Below are 19,032 nucleotides of genomic sequence, written 5' to 3'. Positions count from 1 at the left end.
GGGTCAGTACCCGGCGCCCGTGGTGGGCGGGTAGTCCGTGCCGGTGCCCGAGCCGGTGCCGGGGCCCTGGACCCGGTCCTTGGAGGCCTGGGCCTCGCCCTTGACGTCCTCGGCCGCGCCACGCGCCTCGGCCTTGACGTCCTGGGCGCCGCTGGCCGCGGTGTCCTTCACCTGCTCGGCACCCTCGGTGGCGGTGACCTTCACCTGCTCAGCCGCCTCGCGGGCCGGCTCGCGCAGGTGGTCGGCCATCTCCTGGCCCAGCCCCTTCGCCCCCTCGGCGACGCCCTGCAGGGCGTCGCTCTCCTTCGCCTGGGCCACGACCTCGCGCTCCTTGCGCGTGGACGGGATCAGGGAGGAGGCGAGCAGGCCGAGGCCGAAGGCGACGAGACCGGCGGCGAGGGGGTTGCCCTCAGCCTTGCGCTTGACCTGGTGCGGGGCTCCCATGGCACTCTCCTTCACCGATCCGGCTCCTTCCCGGACGGATCCGGCCTTGTCGCCGACGGAGCCGCGGGCGTCGTCGGCGGCGCCGAAGACCTTGTCCTTGACGCCGCCGACGGCGTCCTTGACCTTCTGGGTCTGCCGCTCCGCGACGCGGGACGGGCTGACCTTCTCGGTGAGCGCGTCCACGTCGTCGCTGAGCTCGGCGCGGGTGCGCTCGATGTCGGCGCGAATCTGGTCAGGGTCGTTGCTGCTCGTGGTCATGGCCTGTCCTCTCCCTTGAGAGCGTCCGGAATCTTCTTGACGGTCTCCGCGGTCTGGGGCACGCCGCGGACCTGCTTCATCTTGTTCCTGCCCATCGCGGCGAGCACGGCCGCCACGATCGCCCACAGCACGGCCACGATGAGGCCGGACCAGCCCAGTGCGGGCAGGCCCTCGCCACCGAGCAGCCCTCCCAGCGCCCACCACAGGGCGAGCGAGAGGAAGAGGAGCACGAAGTGCCCGGCGACGCCCGCGCCGCCGAACATCCCGGCCCCGGCACCGGCCTTCTTCGCCGATTCGGTGGTCTCCGCCTTCGCCAGGGCGATCTCCTGGCGGATCAGCGTCGAGAGATCCTTGGAGATCTCGCCGAAGAGCTCACCGACCGACGCCTGCGGCGGCGGTTCAGTCCGCCCGGGCTCGATCGGGGTGCTCATCGCTGCTCACCCGTGCCGAACGTCTCGCCGGTGCTGTAGGTGCCGGGCTCGGTGCCGTAGACACCGCCCTGCGCGCCCGTGGCGGAGGTGCCGGGCTGGGCGCCGTAGGCGCCGCCCGCGACCCCCGTGGTGCCGGTCGTGGGCGTGCCGTACCCGGCCTGGTACTCCGTGCCGTAGTCCGGGGCCGGTGCGGGCGGGTAGGTCGAGACCGGCGGGTACGACGGCGGCGCGTAGGCGCCGCGGGCCGTGCCGGTGTCCTCGGCGGACTCGTCCTTCAGGCTGCGGGCCACGCGGCCGGCGAGCAGGCCCAGGCCCGCCGCGATCGCGATGAAGGTGCCGGGGTGACGGCGGGCGTAGCGGCTCACCTCGTCGAGCACGTCGGCAGGCTCGCGCTCGTCGAGCCAACGCCCGACCCTGTCGGCGTAGGACGAGGCCTGCCGGGCGAGGTCGGCCGCCAGGCCCTCCTGCGGTGTGCCGGAGGCCAGGGAGTCGAGCTCTCCGGAGAACGAGCGCAGGCCGCCGGCCAGCCGGTGCTGCTGCTGGCTCGACTGGTCGGTCATCTCACGGCGGGTCTGGTCGAACAGGTCCCGCGCCTGGTACTTGGCCTCGGCCACCGCGTACCGGGCCTGCCCCTTGGCCTCGGCCACGGTCTCCTTCGCCGTCTCCTTGGCGGTCTCCTTGACCTGCTGGGCGTCCTGTCCGGCGGTGTGCGCCAGGTGGGAGGCCTCCTGCTTGGCCGCGTCCTTGGTGGACGACGTGCCCGAGGTGTCGGAGTAGCCGGTCGTTCCCGACGTCGTGGGTACGGGCTCGCCCAACGGGTTCCCGACGGAACCAGTGGGTGGGGTCGGTCCTTGCGTCATGGCGTGTCCTCTTCTCGTACGGTCCGGTCCTGATGGAGCGCTCGGACTCATCGTGGGTCACGTCACGCAAGTTCGCCTGCTGAGGCGAAAGTCGCGGCCGTTTGGACCTTGTGGTACACGCCGTCGTCTGGTAAGCCCGGCCGACTACCGGGGCAGGTTCCAGCGCAGGACGGTGGGCCGCTCGGGATCGCTCATCTCCAGGACGATGTCGGACCGGGACATGGGATCCACCGTGTCGACGTAGGTCCGTTGGGCAGGCAGGTACCGCTCGGTGTAGAGCGCCTCGATCGCCGAGTCGGGCTCGTCGCGCGTGGAGGTGACTGCAACGATGCGCTGGACCGTGACCTCCTCGGGAACGGTGAGGTAGACCGTCACGTCCCACAGGTCGGCCAGCTCCGGACGCTGGAGCGTCATGCCGTCGACGAGGAGGACGGACGTGCGGGCGTCGAACTCGGGGGCGCCCGCCGCGATCTCCCGGATCCGCGCCCAGTCGTAGATGTGCTCGTAGAGCCATCGGGGGTCGGCCGCCTTGTCGGAGCGACGGAGCGAGGTCGGGATGAGCAGATGGTCGGCGCTGAACCGGCGCACCTCGGCGCTGTCGCCCAGCAGGGGCCGGAGCGCATCGTCGAGGTCGCGGGAGAACGTCGTCTTGCCGGCACCGTCCGGCCCGTCGATCGCCACCCTGACCATGCCGCCGCCGGCGCGTTGCGCGAGCGCTCGTGCGAGGCTGCCCACGACGTCGCTGCGGGGAGTGGGTGTCGGCTCCATGCGCTTCTCCTCTGTCGTGCCGCAACCTCGTGGACGGCGGCGCTACCGCGCCGGGGGCCTTTCCCCGGCGACTCCGACACCGTCTCACGCTGTGGAGGACGCCGGGCGGCGTCGTCGGCATCCGGGACGGGGCTCGGCACGGACGCCGGGCGGCGTCCTCGACATCCGGGACCGCGTCAGCCCTCTGCCCGTGCACCGCAATCAGGCGCGCATCATCCCGCCCCGGGTGGCTACCCTGGGTGCAGCAGACTTCGACGAGGAGGTCGCGATGTCCGACCGTGCAGCCGTGGGAGATCCGGCGGGGCACGCGGCCCGTACCGCGTCCGACAGACCGGTCGTCACGATCTTCGAGCTCTACGGCGCGGGCGCGACCGCCGTGGGGCAGAAGGTGGCCGAGGCGCTGGGCCTGCCCTTCCACCGCCAGGCCTTCAGCTCCGAGGAGCTGGAGGCCGGCGAGGACGCCACTCTGCAGCGCAACGCCGTGCTGGCGACCGTCTACTCGGCGATGGGCGGGGCCTACGGCGGCTTCGACACCCGCGACGTCGTCGCCACCCAGCAGCAGAAGTACGACCTCGTCATGGAGAACAACCGGGTCGTGCGCGGCTACGCGGACGAGGGCGGCGTCATCGTCGGGCGCAACGCCGCGGTGATCCTCGGGGACCGGCCCAACACGCTCAACGTCCTGCTCACGGGCTCCGTCGAGGACCGCGTCCGGCGGGCCGCGGAGGAGGCCGGCATCCCGGTCGAGCGCGCGGCGCGGCGCCAGAAGCGGGAGGACGACGTCCGGGCCGAGATGTCCAAGGCGCTCTACGGCTGGGACCCCCGCCTCCCCGACCGCTACGACCTCGTCATCAACACGAGCAGGATCACGCTCGACGCCGCCGCGGAGGCCATCGTCAACGCCATCAGGCCCCGGCGGGCCTGACCGGACCCGTTCGTCAAGGGCGACGAGCTGACAGGAGCTGAGCATGGACACCACGGCGTCACCCGCGGCGGGCGGGATCGTCGCCCCCAGGAAGCTCACGGTCCGCAACTACCTCGCGTACGCGGCAGGGGACGCGGCGAACAACCTGTCCTTCACGATGGCGTCGTTCTTCCTGATTCTGTACTACACGAACGTCGTCGGGATCGAGGGCGCCGTGGTCGGCACGATGTTCCTGGTCGTGCGGTTCGTCGACGCCTTCACGGATCTCATCGCCGGACGTCTCGTCGACGCCAAGCGGCCCGGGAAGCTGGGCAAGTTTCGCCCGTTCATCCTCTGGTTCTCCCTGCCCCTGCTGCTGGCGAGCATGGCCATCTACTCGGCGAGGACGTTCTTCCCCGAGATCTCCGGCGGCGCCGCGGTCGCCTACATGTATGCCACCTACCTGCTGATGGGCTCGGTGTTCTACACCCTCGTGAACATCGCCTACGGGTCGATGGCGCCTGCCCTGACCCAGGACCCGGTCGAGCGCTCTCGGCTCGCCGTCTTCCGGGGGTACGGTGCCGCACTGGCCATCCTCGGCCTCGCCTTCGCCATCGCCCCGCAGATCCGGGCGAACGTGGACAACCCGGTGGCGCTCCAGAGGTCGTTGTTCCTCACCACGGCCGCCTTCGTGGTCATCGGCATGGTCCTGTACCTGTTCCTGGTCTCCAGCACGCGCGAGCAGGTCGCCCGGCCGGCGACGCCCGTCTCCCTCAGGGACAGCCTGCGGACCTTGACCACCAACAAGCCGCTGATGTGGCTCTCCCTGGGGGCGGTCCTCTTCCTCACCGCCGTGACCGCGCTCAGCACGCTGGGCTCCTACATCGCCATCTACGTCCAGCAGAACGCGCAGTACATCGCCTGGAACATCCTGGCCCAGACCATCGCCATCCTCGTCGTCGGCCCGCTCATCCCGACGCTCGTGCGCACCATCGGCAAGCGCTCCGGGTTCGTGATCTTCGGTGTCGCGGTGATCGTCGGCGCCGCCGTGCTCGCGTTCTCGCCCCTGTCGTCGGTGCCGCTGCTCGGGCCGGTGGCGTTCTTCCTCATGGGGCTGGGTATCAACGGCGCCAACACGCTCACCTGGGCGTTGGAGGCGGACACCGTCGAGTACGGCGAGTGGCGCACCGGCAACCGCACCGAGGGGACCACCTACGCGGTGTTCTCCTTCACCCGCAAGATGGGCCAGGCGATCGGCGGGTTCGTCGGTGGCTTCGCCCTCACCTGGGCCGGTTTCAGCGCGGCCCGGGCCTCGGCCAGCGAGCCCCAGGAGCCCGGGGTGGCCGAGAACATCCAGCTCTGGACGGGGGGCATCATCGCCGGGTTCGCCCTGCTGTCGATCTCGGTCATGTTCTTCTACCCGCTCACCGAGGCCAAGTTCCGCGAGATCACCGCGGAGATCGCCAGCCGGCGCGCCGCCGCCGCGACGGGTCCCTGACCACCCCTCCCACCGACAAGCCGCCACCTACGGAGAGGATCGTCATGCTGCGCCCTCAGGACACCGCCAGCCGGGAGAAGAAACGGCTCGACGGGCTGTGGAGGTTCGCCCTCGACCCGGACGGCGAGGGGCGTCGGGCTGGCTGGTACCGCGGCCCGCTGCCCGGCACGCAGCTGATGGCCGTGCCGGCGAGCTTCAACGACGTCGTCGCCGACGCCGCGGTGCGCGACTACTTCGGCGACCTCTGGTACCAGACCGTGGTCCGCGTGCCGCGCGGCTGGGCGGGCGAGCGCATCGTGCTCAACTTCGAGTCCGCCACCCACCGGGCGGTGGTGTGGGTGGGCGACACCCAGGTCGCCGAGCACGAGGGCGGCTACACCCCCTTCGAGGCGGACATCACCGACCTGGTCACCCCCGGGGAGGAGGTGCGCATCACCGCCGTCGTCAACAACACGCTCAGCTTCCAGTCCATCCCCCCCGGCGCGATCGAGGAGACCGCCAGCGGCAGGAAGCAGCGGTACTGGCACGACTTCTTCAACTACGCCGGCCTGCACCGCTCGGTCTGGCTGTACAGCACCCCGCGGGCGTTCGTCTCCGACATCACCGTGGTCACGGGGCTGGACGGCACCACCGGCACGGTGGAGTACACCGTGGAGACCGAGGGCGGCAGCGCCGCCGTCGCCGTCGTGCTGCGCGACGCCGACGGCGCCGAGGTGGCCGCGGGCTCGGGCGCCTCCGGCACCCTCAGCGTGGCGGACGTGCACCGCTGGGCCCCCGGCGACGGGTACCTCTACGACCTGGAGGTCAGGCTCGACGACGGCGGCGCGACGGCGGACAGCTACCACCTGAAGGTGGGCGTGCGAACCGTGGAGGTGCGCGGCACCGAGTTCCTCATCAACGGCGAGCCGTTCTACTTCAAGGGTTTCGGCATGCACGAGGACCACGCGGTCATCGGCAAGGCCCACAACGACGCCCACCTCGTCAACGACTTCCAGCTGCTGGACTGGATCGGCGCCAACTCCTTCCGCACCTCCCACTACCCCTACTCCGAGGACGTCCTCGAGCACGCCGACCGCCTGGGCGTCGTCGTCATCGACGAGACCGCCGCGGTCGGGCTCAACATGGGGATCGGCGGCGGAATCTTCGGCGGCCAGGGCTACACCACCTTCTCACCGGAGACCGCCAACGACGCCACCCAGGAGGTCCACGCCCAGGCCATCCGCGAGCTGATCGCCCGCGACAAGAATCACCCCAGCGTCGTGCTCTGGAGCATCGCCAACGAGCCGGAGTCCGAGACCGAGGCGGCCGAGAACTACTTCCGCCCGCTCTTCGACGTCGCCCGCCAGGCCGACCCGACCCGCCCCGTCGGGTTCGTCAACGTCATGCTCGCGCCGCACGGCAAGTGCCGCGTCTCCCAGTTCGGCGACGTCCTCATGCTCAACCGGTACTACGGCTGGTACGTCAACACCGGCGACCTCGAGGCGGCCGAGCACGACTTCAAGGCCGAGCTCGACGGGTGGTCCACCGAGGGCAAACCCATCATCATCACCGAGTACGGCGCCGACACCTATCCGGGCCAGCACAGCATCGTCCCCGAGCCGTGGTCCGAGGAGTACCAGATCGCCTACCTCGACACCAACCACCGGGTGTTCGACAGCGTCGAGGCCGTCGTCGGCGAGCACGTATGGAACTTCGCCGACTTCGCCACCACGTCGGGGATCATGCGGGTGGGCGGGAACAAGAAGGGCGCCTTCACCCGCGACCGGCAGCCCAAGGCGGCGGCCCACGCGCTGCGCAGGCGCTGGAAGGGATGAGCGGCCGGCTCAGCCCTTCGCGCCCGTGGTGGCGATCCCCTGCACGAAGTGCCGCTGGCCGATGAAGAACAGCACGATCATCGGGACGGTCGTGATGACGCTGGCGGTGATGACGATCTCCCAGTGCCACTCGCCGCCGAAGCCGAACTGGTCCAGCAGCGCCTTGAGGCCACGCGGGATCGTGAACTTGTCCGAGTCGCGCAGGTAGATCAGCGGCCGCATGAGGTCGGTCCACGCCGCCTGGAACTCGAAGATGAGGGTGACGATCATCGCCGGCCGGGTCAGCGGCAGGGCGATGCGGGTGAACATGGTCCAGTTGTTCGCGCCGTCGATCTTCGCCGCCTCGAACGTCTCCCGCGGCAGCCCCATGAAGAACTGCCGGAGCAGGAAGATGTAGAAGGCGCTGCCGAAGAGGTTGCCGGCCCACAGCGGCGTGAGGGTGTTGACCATGCCGAGCGAGTTCCAGATGAGGAAGACCGGCACCATCGTCACCGCGCCGGGCAGCATCATCGTGGCCAGCACCAGGCCGAAGAGCGCGTCGCGCCCCCTGAACCGGAAGTAGGCGAACCCCCACGCCACCAGGGCGCTGGAGAGGGTCACCGAGACCGCCGCGAGGACCGTGACGAGCAGGGTGTTGCCGAGCCAGAGGAGCATCGGCGCCTCGGCCCACACGTCGAGGTAGTTCTGGAAGGTGAAGGTCTCCGGGATCAGCTTGTTGTCGAAGACCTCCCCGCGCGGCTTGAACGAGGCGCTGACCAGCCACACGAACGGGTAGACGAAGACGACCGTGAGGGCGACGAGCGCCGCGACGATCGCGACCCGCCCGGCCGTCCACCGGGTCGGGCGGCGGTCCCCGTTGCGCCGGGGGCCGGGCGAGCCCGCGCCCGGCGTCCCGGCGGGGCCGCCGGCGGTCGGGACGACGGGCGCCTCGCGGACCCGATCGAGGTCGAGGGACGGGGTACTCATCGCTGCTCCCCCTCGAGGTAGACGAACCGCTTGGACACCTTCAGCTGGATGAGGGTGATGATCAGGATGATCACGAAGAGCACCCAGGCCATCGCCGAGGCGTAGCCCATGTTGAGGAACTCGAACGCCTGCTGGAACAGGTAGATCACGTAGAACAGCGCCGCGTCGTTGCTGTACGTCGTGTTGCCCGAGCCGAAGAACGCCGTGTACGCCTCGGTGAAGGTCTGGAAGGCGGCGATCGAGTTGACGATGAACACGAAGAACAGGGCGCCGGAGATCATCGGGATGGTGATCCGCACGGTGCGCTGCCACCCGTTCGCGCCGTCGACGCGGGCGGCGTCGTAGAGCTCCTGCGGCACGTTGCGGAGCGCAGCGAGCAGGATGATCACGGACGAGCCCACCGACCACAGGCTCGTGAGGATGATGGCCGGCTTGATCCACATCTGGTCGGTGGTCCAGTTCGGCCCGTCGATGCCGAAGAACCCCAGCACCTCGTTGATCAGCCCGTTCTGCCCGTTGAACACCAGGAGCAGCAGCACGCCGACGGCGACGGGCGGGGTCATGTTCGGCAGGTAGAACGCGGTCCGGAAGAAGCCGGCCGCCCGGCCCGCCTGGTTGAGCAGCATGGCCAGCCCGAGGGAGACCACGATGTACAGCGGCACCTGGATCGCGGCGTAGAAGAAGGTGTTGCCCAGCGCCAGCGCGATCTTCTCGTCCTCGAAGAGACGACGGTAGTTGTCCAGCCCGACGAAGTTCGGGTCGTTGATGACGTCGTAGTCCGTCAGGGACAGGTAGGCGCTGTTGAGCACGGGCCAGGCGGTGAAGACGAGGAACCCGACGATCCACGGGCTGATGAAGAGCAGGGCGGCGCGCGTCTCGCGCCGCCCCCTCCTCCGCCGTGCCACCGCCCGGGCTCGCTCCTCCGCCGCGGCGGAGTCGACGACGGCGGCCATGGCCTAGCCCTCCTGCTCCCACTTCTCCCAGGCGTCGTCGAGCGCGGCCTGGGCCGTGGCCTGTGCCGCGTCCAGGGCCTCCTGCGGCTCGGCCTGCCCGTTCAGCACGCTGTTGACCGCGTCCTGCCAGGCGGTCTTGAACTCGGCGTCGGCCGGGTTGGCCGGCAGCGAGAAGGTGTTGTCGTTCGCCTCGTACATGGCCGTCACCCCGGCGTCCCAGTCCTCGTCGCCGCTCGGCTCGACGAGCTCGCGCACCGCCTCGTCGGCGGCCTCGTTCCCGGTCAGCACACCCGTGAACGGCTTGCCCTCCTCGGCGCGCAGCCGCTTGCGCTCCTCGGCGGCCGCCACCCAGCTGTCGACCTCGGTCATCACGCGCGCCCAGCGGCACGCGGCGCCGGGGTTCTCGGTGCCCTTCGGGATGGCCCACGCCGACCCGCTGGCGTACGCGACCGGGTCGCCGTTCTTGTCGTGCACCGCGTCGAACGCCATCGGGGCGTCGGGAGAGACGTCGTTGAGGACGTTGATGTACCACTGCTCCATCGGCATCGCCCCGAGGGTGTTCGTGGCGAACTGGTTGCCGGCGCCGAAGAAGTCCGCCGAGTCGCGGAAGGCCTTGACGGCCGCGAACCCGCCCTGGTCGTCGTAGATCGACAGCGCCCACTCGAGCGCCTCGACCACCTTGGGGTCGTTCAGCTGGGCCGTCCTGCCGTCCTCGGAGATGAGGTCGGTGCCGTTCGCGTGCGCCCACAGGGGCAGGAACTCGGGCAGCTTGGAGTCGTACCCGATGACACTCAGCGAGTTCCCGTCGCCCTGCTTCAGGGCCTCGTTGGCGGCGCTGACGGCCTCCCAGTCCGAGCCGTTGACGTCCTCGATGCCCAGCCCGGCGGCGTCGAGCAGCTCGGAGTTGGCCATGGTGACCTGGACGGCGTTGAACTCGGGGATGCCGTAGACCTCGTCGTCGAACGTGACCTGGTCCAGGGCCGGCTCGCGAAAGTCCTCCGTGACGATGCCCTCCCCGGCGATGCACCGGGTGAGCGGGATGATCGCGCCGCGGGAGGCGAACGTGCCGATCTGGTCGCGGTTGGCGTAGATGAGCTCCGGCGGCTCCCCGGAGGCGACGGCGGAGAGGAACTGCTGGATGTCGAGGTCGCCCTCGATCAGCTGCACCTCGACGTCCTCGCCGAGGGCCTCCTCCGCGCGTTCCACGCGGGTCGTGGCGATCTCGTCGCCCGCACCGAAGCCCATGACGTCGAGCGGGCCGCTGAGCTCGGCCTCGGGGTCGAACTCCCCCGCACCGTCCCCGCCGGCCCCGGTCCCGCCGTCGGAACCGCCTCCGGTCCCCTGCGCGCACGCCCCGAGCACCAGAGCGACGGCGGAGGCGCTGACCACCAGACGAGCGACCGATCTCCTCATCGACCCACACCTTCCAGGTCCGTGGGGCACTGCTGCCCGCGTCCTCCCGGCGATCCCCTGCCGCCGGGTATTGGTCCGACGACGTCGTCAGACGCCTCACAGTGACATAGAAGCCCTCCCCCCGCACGAGAAGCGCTTTTCCACTCCCGCGTCCTGGCGCGGAAAGGTGCCGCTGCTTCCTACCGCCCGGGGGCTGGGAGAGGTCGCGGCCCGACGACGCGATGCGACCGTGCCGGGCGGCCGTGATACTCACGAAGGGACCCCACCGAGCACCGAGGAGAGCACCCACATGAGCGAGCCCGCGCCCACCGCCGAGGACCGCACCGGGACACCGGCGGACGCCGTCGATCTCTGCGTGCTGGCGGTCGCCCCGCTGCTCGAGGTGACGATCGAGACCCTCCGCGGCGACGACGAACCTCAGGTGCACGTCCACGCCGGCGGGCAGGGCCTCTGGGTCGCCCGGATGGCGACCACGCTCGGGGCCCGCGCCGTCGTCTGCGCCCCGTTCGGCGGCGAGACCGGCGTCGCGGCCGCGGCGCTCGCCCGGGCGGAGGGCCTGGACCTGCGGACCACGAGCACACCCGGCATCTCCGCCCACGTCCTCGACTACCGCGGCGGTGAGCGCGAGGAGCTGGTGGTCATGCGCAGCCCCGCCCTCGACCGCCACGCGCAGGACGACCTCTACGGCACCATGCTGGTCCACGCGATGGACGCCGACCTCGCCGTCCTCACGGGTGCCGACGCCGACCTCGGCGTCCCCGACGACTTTTTCGGCCGGCTCGCCAAGGACCTGCGGGCCGCGGGCAGGCCCGTGGTGGCCGACCTCTCCGGCGACCATGTGCGGCAGATCCTGGAGGCGGAGGGCGTGGTCCTGAAGATCAGCCACGAGGAGATGCTCGACGGCGGTTTCGCCGAGGACGCCGACGTCGAGACCCTCCGGGACGCCGGCCGACGGATGCTCGCGGAGGGCCTGCACGCCCTCGTCGTCTCCCGCGCCGGCGACCCGACCCTCGTCGTCACCGGCGAGGAGGCGCGCCTCTTCACCGCCCCGACGGTGAGCACGCGCGAGAACAAGGGCGCCGGGGACTCCATGACGGCCGGTATCGCCGTCGCCCTGGCCCGGGGCGCCGGACTCGACGAGGCGGTCCGGCTCGGCGCGGCCGCCGGCGCCCTGAACGTCACCCGCCGCGGGCTGGGCACGGGGCGGCGCGACCAGATCGAGGCCTTCGCGGAGCGGGTCGAGGTCGAGGACGTCTGACCCTGCCGGCCCGGGAGGCCCTCCGGTTGCGAGGCCCCGGGCCGTCCGGGCACCGTGGATGTTGCACGACCCGACCGATCGAGCAGCAGCGAGAAAGAGAGGGAGACGAGCATGAGCAGCGAGACGGGCGCCGTCACCGGCACCAAGGACAAGGACTACAACCTTCTGTGGTTCACCCAGGCGTGTCTCGAGAACGCCCTGCGCCTGGAGACCTACATCAAGGACGCGGAGCGCGACGGCGACAACGAGGTCGCGGACTTCTTCCGCAAGGCCCAGGCGGACAGCCGCAAGGGTGCGGAGATGGGGAAGAAGTTCCTGGCCTCGCGCATCAAGGCCTGAGAACCCGGCGGCCCGGCCCGGAGCACCTCGCCCGGCCGGTCGTCGCAGACGGGGCACCAGCTCGGCGGACATCTCGCGGCGAACCGCCGTTCCGGTGGCTCGGGCCGCCTCGCCCGGCCACGATGGGGGCACCCGACACCGGAGGTGTGCGATGACCTCGCTCTGGCTGGACCGTCCCGACCTCCCGGGCTACCCCGCCGTCCCGGCGGGACGCTCCTTCGACGTGGCCGTGGTGGGCGGGGGCCTGACCGGGCTGACCACGGCGCTGCTCCTCGCCCGCGCGGGCGCCTCCGTCGCGCTGCTCGAGGCCAGGCGTCTCGGGGCGGTGACCACCGGCAACAGCACCGGGAAGGTCACCCTGCTGCAGGGGACCAAGCTGGCCCGTGTCGCCCGCCGCCACTCCACGAGCACCCTGCGCACCTACGTCGAGGCGAACCGGGAGGGGCAGCAGTGGCTGCTGCGCTACTGCGCCGAGCACGACGTCCCGTTCCAGACCCGGCCCGACCTCGTGGTCGCGCAGACCCCCGAGGGCCGCGACCGGGTCGGTGAGGTCCACGACGCCGCCCACGAGGCGCACCTGCCGGTGGAGTGGCTCGAGGACGCCGGCCTGCCGTTCCCCACCTTCGGCGTGGCCCGCCTGCCGGACCAGGCGCAGCTCGACACCATGGACCTCGTCCTCGCGCTGGCCCGCGACATCGAGCGTCACGGCGGGGAGATCTTCGAGAACAGCCGCGTCCACGGGCTGCACCACGGCTCGCCGAACCGGGTCGCCGTGGGCGAGGTCGAGGTCGCGGCCGACCGGGTCGTGCTGGCCACGGGCACGCCCGTGCTCGACCGCGGCGCCTTCTTCGCGCGGCTGTCGCCGCACCGCACCCACGCCCTGGCCCTGGACGTCCCCGGGCCGCTCCCGCAGGTCATGGCCATCACCGGCGACCAGCCGTTCCGCTCCCTGCGCACCGCCCCGACGGCCGCCGGCGAGCGGCTGGTCGTGGCGGGGGCCGGCCGCCCTGTGGGACGGGCGGTGTCCACGCGCGAGCTCGTCATGGAGCTCACCCGCTGGGTCACCGAGCTCTTCCCGGGCGCCGTGCCGACGCACGTGTGGGCCGCCCAGGACTACCGCGGCACCGACGAGCTTCCGTCGGTGGGGCCGCTGCTGCCCCGGTCGGACCGGGTGCTGGTGGCCACCGGCTTCGACAAGTGGGGCCTGGCCATGGGGCCGGCCGCCGCGCTGGCGATCTCCTCGGCCGTCCTCGAGGGCCAGATGATCTGGACGCACCCGCTGCGCACGTGGCGGCCCGGCGGCCTCGTCGGCCTCGACAGGGTGGTCGCCCTCAACGCCGGCGTCGCCTCTCGTCTAGCCCGGGACAAGCTGAGCCCGCGGGTCCACTCCTCCGCCGTCGTCCCGCCCGAGGGGCAGGGCCGGGTGGAGCGGGAAGCCGGCCGCGACGTGGCCGTGAGCACGGTGGACGGCGTCACCCGGCGGCTGGCCGCCGCGTGCACGCACCTCGGCGGCGTCGTGTCCTGGAACGACGCCGAGCACACGTGGGACTGCCCGCTCCACGGCTCCCGGTTCGCCGCGGACGGGCAGGTCCTCGAGGGGCCCGCCACCTGCGCGCTGCGCACGCTCGAGCGCGAGCGCTGACCGCACCCTCCACGGTGCCGTCAGTCGCCCGCCGTCGCGGCGGTGCGCAGCTCACCGAACTTCTCCGCCAGGCCGGCCAGCTGGTAGTGCGCGTTCAGCCCGCTCGGGTTGGGCAGAACCCAGACCCGGGTCGACCCCAGCGTCCGCTCCTGCGGGCCGAGGGCGGCCCTCGGCTCTCCGAACGCCACCCGGTAGGCGGTGACCCCGAGCACCGCGAGCCACCCGGGCGTGTACCGCAGCACCTCCTCCGTGAGCCGCTCCCCGCCCTCGCGGAGCTCGGCCGGGCTCAGCTCGGCAGCCGTCGCGGTGGCGCGGTCGACGACGTTGGTGATGCCCAGCCCGTAGGTCGGCAGCTCGTGCTGCTCCGAGGGCGCGAGGAGCCGCGGTGTCAGGCCCGAGCGGTGCAGCGCCGGCCAGAACCGGTTGCCCGGCCGGGCGAAGTGATGGCCCGTCCACGCCGAGTACAGCCCGGGGTTGATCCCGCACAGGAGGATCGTCAGCCCCGGGGCGATCACCGGAGGGATGCTGCGCCCCGCGCAGGCCAGGAGCTCCTCGCGGCTCGGTCGCCGCCTCTCCGTCCCGGTCACGCAGCGAGTGTGCACGCCCGGGGAGCCGGCGCGCACGCGTCGATCCCGCACCGAGAACAGGTGCCCGGTGTTGCGTCACGTCCTACGGTGGACGGATGAGCAACCGCCTCGCCGGGGCGACGAGCCCCTACCTCCTCCAGCACGCGGACAACCCGGTGCACTGGCAGGAGTGGGGCGAGGCCGCATTCGCCGAGGCGCGCAGGCGGGACGTCCCGGTCCTGCTCTCGATCGGCTACGCCGCCTGCCACTGGTGCCACGTGATGGCGCACGAGTCCTTCGAGGACCCGGACGTCGCCGCGGTCCTCAACAGCGGTTTCGTGGCGGTGAAGGTGGACCGCGAGGAGCGCCCGGACATCGACGCCGTGTACATGACCGCGACCACGGCGATGAGCGGCCAGGGCGGCTGGCCGATGACGTGCTTCCTCACCCCGGACGGCGAGCCATTCTTCTGCGGCACCTACTACCCGCGCGCGCAGTTCCTCCAGCTCCTCGGGGCCGTGCGCGAGGCGTGGACCACCCGCCGCGCCCAGGTCGACGCCACCGGCGCCAACGTCGCCCGGGCGCTGGCTCAGATGACCCGCGCCGCCACGCCCGACGCCCTCGACGCCGAGGCGCTGGACGACGCCGTCGCCGCGCTGGCCCGGGACTTCGACGAGGCGAACGGCGGGTTCGGGGACGCCCCCAAGTTCCCGCCGTCGTCGGTGCTCGAGTTCCTCCTGCGCCACCACGCGCGCACCGGCGACGCCGACGCGCTGCGCATGGTCGAGGCGACCTGCGAGGCCATGGCGCGCGGCGGCATGTACGACCAGCTCGCGGGAGGCTTCGCGCGCTACTCCGTGGACGCCCGCTGGATCGTGCCCCACTTCGAGAAGATGCTCTACGACAACGCCCAGCTCCTGCGGGACTACCTCCACCTCCACCGCGCGACGGGCTCCTCGCTCGCCGAGCGGGTGGCGCGCGAGACCGCCGACTTCCTGCTGCGGGACCTGCGCACCGCCGAGGGCGCGTTCGCCTCGTCCCTCGACGCCGACGCCGACGGCGTGGAGGGCCTCACCTACGCCTGGACCCCCCGCCAGCTCGCCGAGGTGCTCGGGCCCGACGACGGCGCCCGGGCCGCCGCGCTCCTCGCCGTGACCGAGCTCGGCACCTTCGAGCACGGCTCCTCCACGCTGCAGCTGCGCCGCGACCCCGACGACCCGGCGTGGTGGGCCGACGCCCGCCGTCGGCTGCTCGTCGCCCGCGACCGGCGGCCTCAGCCCGCGCGCGACGACAAGGTCGTCACCTCCTGGAACGGTCTGACGATCGCCGCCCTCGCCGAGGCGGGGGTGCTGATGGCGGAGCCGGGCTACCTCGACGCCGCCCGGGAGTGCGCGGCGCACGTCCTCGGCGCCCACCTGGTCGACGGCCGGCTCCGGCGCGCGTCGCGCGACGGCGCGGTCGGCGCCGCGGCCGGCGTGGCCGACGACCACGGCAACCTTGCCGAGGGCCTGCTCGCGCTGCACCAGGCCACCGGCGAGGTCCGTTGGCTCGAGGCGGCCGGCGAGCTGCTCGAGATCGGGCTGGCCCACTTCGCCGACGGCGCCGGCGGCTTCTTCGACGTCGCCGACGACGCCGAGCGGCTGGTCACCCGCCCGAGGGACCCGAGCGACAACGTCGAGCCGTCCGGGCAGTCCTCGCTCGCCGGGGCCCTGCTCACGTACTCCGCCCTCACCGGCTCCTCGCGGCACCGCGAGGCCGCCGAGGGCGCGCTCGCCGCGGCCGGTGCGGTCGCCCGGTCGGCGCCGCGCTTCGCCGGCTGGAGCCTGGCGGTGGCGGAGGCTGCGGCCGCCGGGCCGCTGCAGGTGGCGGTCGTCGGGGACGACGACGCGGCCCGCGAGCTGGCCGCCGTCGCCCGGGCGAGCACCTCGCCCGGGCTCGTGGTCGCCGTCGGGGCGCCGGACGCCCCCGGGGTGCCGCTGCTGGCCGACCGGCCGCTGGTGCGCGGCGGTGCGGCGGCGTACGTCTGCCGCGGCTTCGTGTGCGACCTGCCGGTCACGACGGCGGAGGACCTGGCGGCGCAGCTCGGGGGCGCGGTACGGCAGGGCAGCGCCTGACCCGCTGGGCGGGCCGCCCGACTGATGCGCGCGTCGCCCGGGCGGTCGCATACGTCAGTGGGTGGCGTCGGCGGATGTCGTCAGGGGATGTCGTCAGCGGGTGGCGGGGTAGTGGTGGCCCGCCCGGTCGAGCTTGCGGTGATAGTGCATGCCCGCCCTGCCGCCGAGCACCGCGCCCAGCAGGGTGACGAGGGCGACGGCCAGCAGGCCCACGAGCCCGGCGATGGTCCCCTCGTCCACGGCGATCGGCAGTCCGAGGTCGTCGAGCTGCGCCCCGAGGTCGAACCGGTCGCCCGCGACGGCGACGAGCACGCCACCCACGACAGCGAAGATCACGGCCCAGAGCCAGACGGCGAGACCCTGCTTGACCCCGTCCAGGCGGGCCATCCGCCCGGCGACGTACCCGCCGCAGAAGTAGGCGACGAAGAGGACGACGAGCAGGACGATGCCGCCGGCGGTCGCCACGGATGCGAGGTTCTGGCTCGCCTCCTCAGCGGCGTCCTCGACCCCGCTCGAGCGAGCGGCACCTGCGCCGAACCCTGCGGCAGCGGCGACGGCGAGCAGCAGCGCGGCCGTCCCGGTGGCCGCCAGCCAGCCGAAGAAACCCGACCCCAGCTTCATCCCCCCGAACGCCTCCTTCTCCCGGGCCAGCTGGCGCCGATGGGGATCGGCCGGCTCCTCGCGCCGCCGGTGGGCATCCACCGGCTCCTCACGCCGCCGGTGGGCATCGACCGGCTCCTCACGCCGCGGGTGGGGCTCGGCCGGTTCCTGCGCGTGCCTCGCCTCTGGTGCGGTGCTCATGGTGGGCCCCTTCGCTCGCCTGTCAGCGTCAGTCCGACCGTAGAACGTGCGGCGGCGACCTGCCACGCGGGGACGGCACGGAGAGGGTCCGGGGCGGGTACGGTGAAGGCCGCTACGCCACCACACAGACCACCATGACCGACGCCGCACCTGGTTCCACGCCCTACGACGTCCTCGGTGTCGACCGCCACGCGTCCGCCGAGGAGCTGCGCCGCGCGTACCGGCGCCGGCAGCGCCAGACGCACCCCGACCTGGGCGGCGACCCGGCCGCGTTCCACGCGGTGCAGATCGCCTGGGAGCGCATCGGGACCCCGGCGGGCCGGGCCGAGTACGACCACCTGGCCGCCGGCGCCCCGCGGTCCGCCCGGTCCGCCCGGTCGACCGCCGCCGAGGACGAGGGCACGCGGGTGTGGACGACCGGGACGAGCCGGGGCAGCGCACGCCCGCCCTCCCCCGCCCGGTCGTACGGCCACCCGGGCGGGGCGTCACGGCAGCGCTACCTCACGCTCGTGCGCGAGTGGGCCGGTCGTGGCGTCGACCTGGCCGACCCCTACGAGGAGGACCTGGTCCGGCGTGCGCCCCGCGAGGTCCGGCACGCCCTCGCGGACGCGCTCGCCGAGGAGGCGACCGCCCGGATCCTGAGCAACCTCGGCCCGTCCTTCGCCGTCTGGCACGACGTCGCGACCGCCCCCGACAGCGGGGCCTGGACGCGCAGTGCCGGGCTCGGCCCCTCCGAGTCCGCCAAGATCGACCACGTCGTCCTCGGGCCGACCGGGGTGTTCGTCCTGCAGTCCGAGGACTGGGGCGCGCCGGCACGGCCCCGCGGTACCGACCTGGTCAGCGACGCGCTGCCGGCGGGCGAGCGTCCGGTGCGGTCGTTGGCCCGCCGGGCTCGCATCACGCGGTCGTGGCGGGTCGCCGTCACGGCGGTGGTGCTCGTGCTGCCCGACGACGCGCTCGGTGAGGACGTCGTCCTGCTGCGTCGGGGCAGCGGGCGCCGGCCCGCCCGGCTCGCGGTGCGGCGCAGCTCCCTGAGCTTCCTGCTGACGGTCGGCCTCCCCGGCACGGGCCGGCTGCCCGACGCCGCGTTCTTCGAGATCCGCACGCGTCTGCAGCAGCACATCCGCTTCGTCTGACGGGGCGACGCCCCGGTCGGACCGCCCGGCCAGATGGCAGAGTTGGCCCGAGAGGGAGGACGCCATGGCCGAGAACATGCGTGCCGTGCTGCTCGACATCGACGGCGTCCTGACCGTCTCGTGGCGCGCGCTGCCCGGCGCGGTCGAGGCGTACGACGCCCTGCGCGCCGCCGGACTGGGGGTCGCGCTGGTCACCAACACCACCTCCCGGACCCGGGCCGCCATCGGTGAGGAGCTGCGCAAGGCCGGCTTCGACGTCGAGGACCAGCTGATCGTCACCGCCCCGATCGCCACGGCCGCGTACCTGGCCGAGCACCACCCCGGCGCCCGGTGCCTGCTCCTGAGCAGCGGCGACGTCGCAGCCGACCTCCCCGGCGTGCGCCTGGTCGGGCCGGAGGACCGGGAGATCGACGTCGTCGTCCTGGGTGGCGGCGGCCCCGAGCTCGGCTACGCGGCGCTCAACCGGGCCTTCGCGGCGCTCCACGAGGGCGCGCCGCTGGTCGCCATGCACCGGAGCATGTACTGGCGCACCGACGCCGGGCTCCAGCTCGACGCCGGGGCGTTCGTCGCGGCGCTCGAGGCGGCGGCGGACGTCGAGGCGGTGGTGGTGGGCAAGCCCGCGCGCGGCCTGTTCGACGCGGCGCTCGGCATGCTCGGTGCCGATGCCGCCGAGGCGGTGATGGTCGGCGACGACCTCGACTCCGACGTGCTCGCCGCCCAGGCGCTCGGGCTCACCGGCGTGCTGGTGCGCACCGGCAAGTTCCGGCCGGAGTTGCTCGAGCGGTCAGCGGTCGCACCGGACGCCGTCCTCGACGGCGTCGCGGACCTGCCGGGATGGCAGCGCGGGCTCGAGGGGTAGCGTCGGGC

The 19,032-nt window shown here is 72.6% G+C and carries 18 protein-coding genes; 9 read left to right on the top strand and 9 right to left on the bottom strand.

Annotation, left to right across the window (positions count from 1 at the left end; translation table 11 throughout):
- Positions 1-3: 3 nt before the first annotated feature.
- The 4 genes from KZX45_RS11665 to KZX45_RS11650 form a co-directional block, all read right to left on the bottom strand.
- On the bottom strand, positions 4-702 hold the full coding sequence (locus KZX45_RS11665; RefSeq protein WP_248257916.1) for a DUF3618 domain-containing protein: 699 nt from the start codon (positions 700-702) through the stop codon (positions 4-6).
- Entirely contained in the window at positions 699-1,133 is a 435-nt protein-coding gene (locus KZX45_RS11660) for a phage holin family protein (RefSeq protein WP_248257915.1), read from the bottom strand. The genes KZX45_RS11665 and KZX45_RS11660 overlap by 4 nt, the downstream gene beginning before the upstream one ends.
- Complete coding sequence (locus KZX45_RS11655; RefSeq protein ID WP_248257914.1) at positions 1,130-1,993, bottom strand: hypothetical protein; 864 nt, start codon at positions 1,991-1,993, stop codon at positions 1,130-1,132. Before KZX45_RS11655 ends, KZX45_RS11660 begins: the two co-directional genes overlap by 4 nt.
- A 144-nt stretch (positions 1,994-2,137) precedes the next feature.
- Positions 2,138-2,761, bottom strand: a complete 624-nt coding sequence (locus tag KZX45_RS11650; protein WP_248257913.1) for a hypothetical protein — start codon at positions 2,759-2,761, stop codon at positions 2,138-2,140.
- A 268-nt stretch (positions 2,762-3,029) separates the two neighbouring features.
- Here KZX45_RS11650 and KZX45_RS11645 point away from each other — a divergent pair, with 268 nt between their 5' ends.
- From KZX45_RS11645 to uidA, 3 genes are read left to right on the top strand one after another with little or no spacing between them, the layout of a single operon-like run.
- Entirely contained in the window at positions 3,030-3,686 is a 657-nt protein-coding gene (locus KZX45_RS11645; RefSeq protein WP_248257912.1) for an AAA family ATPase, read from the top strand.
- A 43-nt stretch (positions 3,687-3,729) separates the two neighbouring features.
- Positions 3,730-5,163 carry a glycoside-pentoside-hexuronide (GPH):cation symporter gene (locus KZX45_RS11640; protein WP_248257911.1) on the top strand — a complete coding sequence of 478 codons (1,434 nt, stop codon included), beginning with the start codon at positions 3,730-3,732 and terminating at the stop codon, positions 5,161-5,163.
- Positions 5,164-5,207: 44 nt separating this feature from the next.
- Positions 5,208-6,977 (top strand): beta-glucuronidase, encoded by a 1,770-nt coding sequence (uidA, locus tag KZX45_RS11635; RefSeq protein WP_248257910.1) that lies wholly within the window; start codon positions 5,208-5,210, stop codon positions 6,975-6,977.
- 9 nt (positions 6,978-6,986) lie between these two features.
- Here uidA and KZX45_RS11630 read toward each other — a convergent pair whose 3' ends face one another.
- From KZX45_RS11630 to KZX45_RS11620, 3 genes are read right to left on the bottom strand one after another with little or no spacing between them, the layout of a single operon-like run.
- Positions 6,987-7,943: a carbohydrate ABC transporter permease gene (locus tag KZX45_RS11630; protein WP_248257909.1), complete on the bottom strand. Its 957-nt coding sequence runs from the start codon at positions 7,941-7,943 to the stop codon at positions 6,987-6,989.
- Positions 7,940-8,896, bottom strand: a complete 957-nt coding sequence (locus KZX45_RS11625; protein ID WP_248257908.1) for a carbohydrate ABC transporter permease — start codon at positions 8,894-8,896, stop codon at positions 7,940-7,942. Before KZX45_RS11625 ends, KZX45_RS11630 begins: the two co-directional genes overlap by 4 nt.
- 3 nt (positions 8,897-8,899) lie before the next feature.
- The gene (locus KZX45_RS11620) at positions 8,900-10,309 is read right to left on the bottom strand and encodes an ABC transporter substrate-binding protein (protein ID WP_248257907.1); all 1,410 of its coding nucleotides are present in this window, start codon (positions 10,307-10,309) and stop codon (positions 8,900-8,902) included.
- 289 nt (positions 10,310-10,598) lie between these two features.
- Between KZX45_RS11620 and KZX45_RS11615 the strand changes: the two genes are divergently transcribed.
- The 3 genes from KZX45_RS11615 to KZX45_RS11605 all read left to right on the top strand — a co-directional run bounded on the left by KZX45_RS11615 (position 10,599) and on the right by KZX45_RS11605 (position 13,548).
- Positions 10,599-11,567 carry a 1-phosphofructokinase family hexose kinase gene (locus KZX45_RS11615; protein ID WP_248257906.1) on the top strand — a complete coding sequence of 323 codons (969 nt, stop codon included), beginning with the start codon at positions 10,599-10,601 and terminating at the stop codon, positions 11,565-11,567.
- 111 nt (positions 11,568-11,678) lie between these two features.
- Complete coding sequence (locus tag KZX45_RS11610; RefSeq protein WP_248257905.1) at positions 11,679-11,906, top strand: hypothetical protein; 228 nt, start codon at positions 11,679-11,681, stop codon at positions 11,904-11,906.
- Positions 11,907-12,057: 151 nt separating this feature from the next.
- Positions 12,058-13,548 (top strand): FAD-dependent oxidoreductase, encoded by a 1,491-nt coding sequence (locus tag KZX45_RS11605; RefSeq protein WP_248257904.1) that lies wholly within the window; start codon positions 12,058-12,060, stop codon positions 13,546-13,548.
- Positions 13,549-13,568: 20 nt separating this feature from the next.
- On the opposite strand, the gene mug is transcribed toward KZX45_RS11605, so the two are convergent.
- Positions 13,569-14,135: a G/U mismatch-specific DNA glycosylase gene (gene mug / locus KZX45_RS11600; protein ID WP_248257903.1), complete on the bottom strand. Its 567-nt coding sequence runs from the start codon at positions 14,133-14,135 to the stop codon at positions 13,569-13,571.
- Positions 14,136-14,230: 95 nt separating this feature from the next.
- On the opposite strand from mug, the gene KZX45_RS11595 reads away from it, so the two are divergent.
- Positions 14,231-16,228: a thioredoxin domain-containing protein gene (locus KZX45_RS11595; protein ID WP_248257902.1), complete on the top strand. Its 1,998-nt coding sequence runs from the start codon at positions 14,231-14,233 to the stop codon at positions 16,226-16,228.
- Between the two features lie 93 nt (positions 16,229-16,321).
- Here the strand turns inward: KZX45_RS11595 and KZX45_RS11590 are convergent, their stop codons facing one another.
- Positions 16,322-17,029: a hypothetical protein gene (locus tag KZX45_RS11590; RefSeq protein WP_248257901.1), complete on the bottom strand. Its 708-nt coding sequence runs from the start codon at positions 17,027-17,029 to the stop codon at positions 16,322-16,324.
- A gap of 134 nt (positions 17,030-17,163) precedes the next feature.
- On the opposite strand from KZX45_RS11590, the gene KZX45_RS11585 reads away from it, so the two are divergent.
- Entirely contained in the window at positions 17,164-18,165 is a 1,002-nt protein-coding gene (locus KZX45_RS11585; protein WP_248257900.1) for a nuclease-related domain-containing protein, read from the top strand.
- Positions 18,166-18,229: 64 nt separating this feature from the next.
- Entirely contained in the window at positions 18,230-19,024 is a 795-nt protein-coding gene (locus KZX45_RS11580) for a TIGR01458 family HAD-type hydrolase (RefSeq protein ID WP_248257899.1), read from the top strand.
- The last annotated feature ends 8 nt before the right edge of the window (positions 19,025-19,032 follow it).

It is taken from the genome of Georgenia sp. EYE_87 (assembly GCF_023148685.1).
Classification (GTDB): domain Bacteria; phylum Actinomycetota; class Actinomycetes; order Actinomycetales; family Actinomycetaceae; genus Georgenia.
The sequence above is the reverse complement of the archived record's forward strand: the minus strand, read 5'-3'. Positions and strand labels throughout refer to the sequence as shown.

Bases quoted from the DNA above. Each gene is read 5' to 3' on its own strand.
- KZX45_RS11595 (WP_248257902.1), top strand. From the start codon at position 14,231: ATGAGCAACCGCCTCGCCGGGGCGACGAGCCCCTACCTCCTCCAGCAC.
- KZX45_RS11625 (WP_248257908.1), bottom strand. From the start codon at position 8,896: ATGGCCGCCGTCGTCGACTCCGCCGCGGCGGAGGAGCGAGCCCGGGCG.
- KZX45_RS11630 (WP_248257909.1), bottom strand. From the start codon at position 7,943: ATGAGTACCCCGTCCCTCGACCTCGATCGGGTCCGCGAGGCGCCCGTC.
- KZX45_RS11590 (WP_248257901.1), bottom strand. From the start codon at position 17,029: ATGAGCACCGCACCAGAGGCGAGGCACGCGCAGGAACCGGCCGAGCCC.
- KZX45_RS11660 (WP_248257915.1), bottom strand. From the start codon at position 1,133: ATGAGCACCCCGATCGAGCCCGGGCGGACTGAACCGCCGCCGCAGGCG.
- KZX45_RS11605 (WP_248257904.1), top strand. From the start codon at position 12,058: ATGACCTCGCTCTGGCTGGACCGTCCCGACCTCCCGGGCTACCCCGCC.
- KZX45_RS11585 (WP_248257900.1), top strand. From the start codon at position 17,164: ATGACCGACGCCGCACCTGGTTCCACGCCCTACGACGTCCTCGGTGTC.
- KZX45_RS11640 (WP_248257911.1), top strand. From the start codon at position 3,730: ATGGACACCACGGCGTCACCCGCGGCGGGCGGGATCGTCGCCCCCAGG.
- KZX45_RS11610 (WP_248257905.1), top strand. From the start codon at position 11,679: ATGAGCAGCGAGACGGGCGCCGTCACCGGCACCAAGGACAAGGACTAC.
- KZX45_RS11655 (WP_248257914.1), bottom strand. From the start codon at position 1,993: ATGACGCAAGGACCGACCCCACCCACTGGTTCCGTCGGGAACCCGTTG.
- KZX45_RS11645 (WP_248257912.1), top strand. From the start codon at position 3,030: ATGTCCGACCGTGCAGCCGTGGGAGATCCGGCGGGGCACGCGGCCCGT.
- KZX45_RS11580 (WP_248257899.1), top strand. From the start codon at position 18,230: ATGGCCGAGAACATGCGTGCCGTGCTGCTCGACATCGACGGCGTCCTG.
- KZX45_RS11650 (WP_248257913.1), bottom strand. From the start codon at position 2,761: ATGGAGCCGACACCCACTCCCCGCAGCGACGTCGTGGGCAGCCTCGCA.
- KZX45_RS11665 (WP_248257916.1), bottom strand. From the start codon at position 702: ATGACCACGAGCAGCAACGACCCTGACCAGATTCGCGCCGACATCGAG.
- KZX45_RS11615 (WP_248257906.1), top strand. From the start codon at position 10,599: ATGAGCGAGCCCGCGCCCACCGCCGAGGACCGCACCGGGACACCGGCG.
- uidA (WP_248257910.1), top strand. From the start codon at position 5,208: ATGCTGCGCCCTCAGGACACCGCCAGCCGGGAGAAGAAACGGCTCGAC.
- KZX45_RS11620 (WP_248257907.1), bottom strand. From the start codon at position 10,309: ATGAGGAGATCGGTCGCTCGTCTGGTGGTCAGCGCCTCCGCCGTCGCT.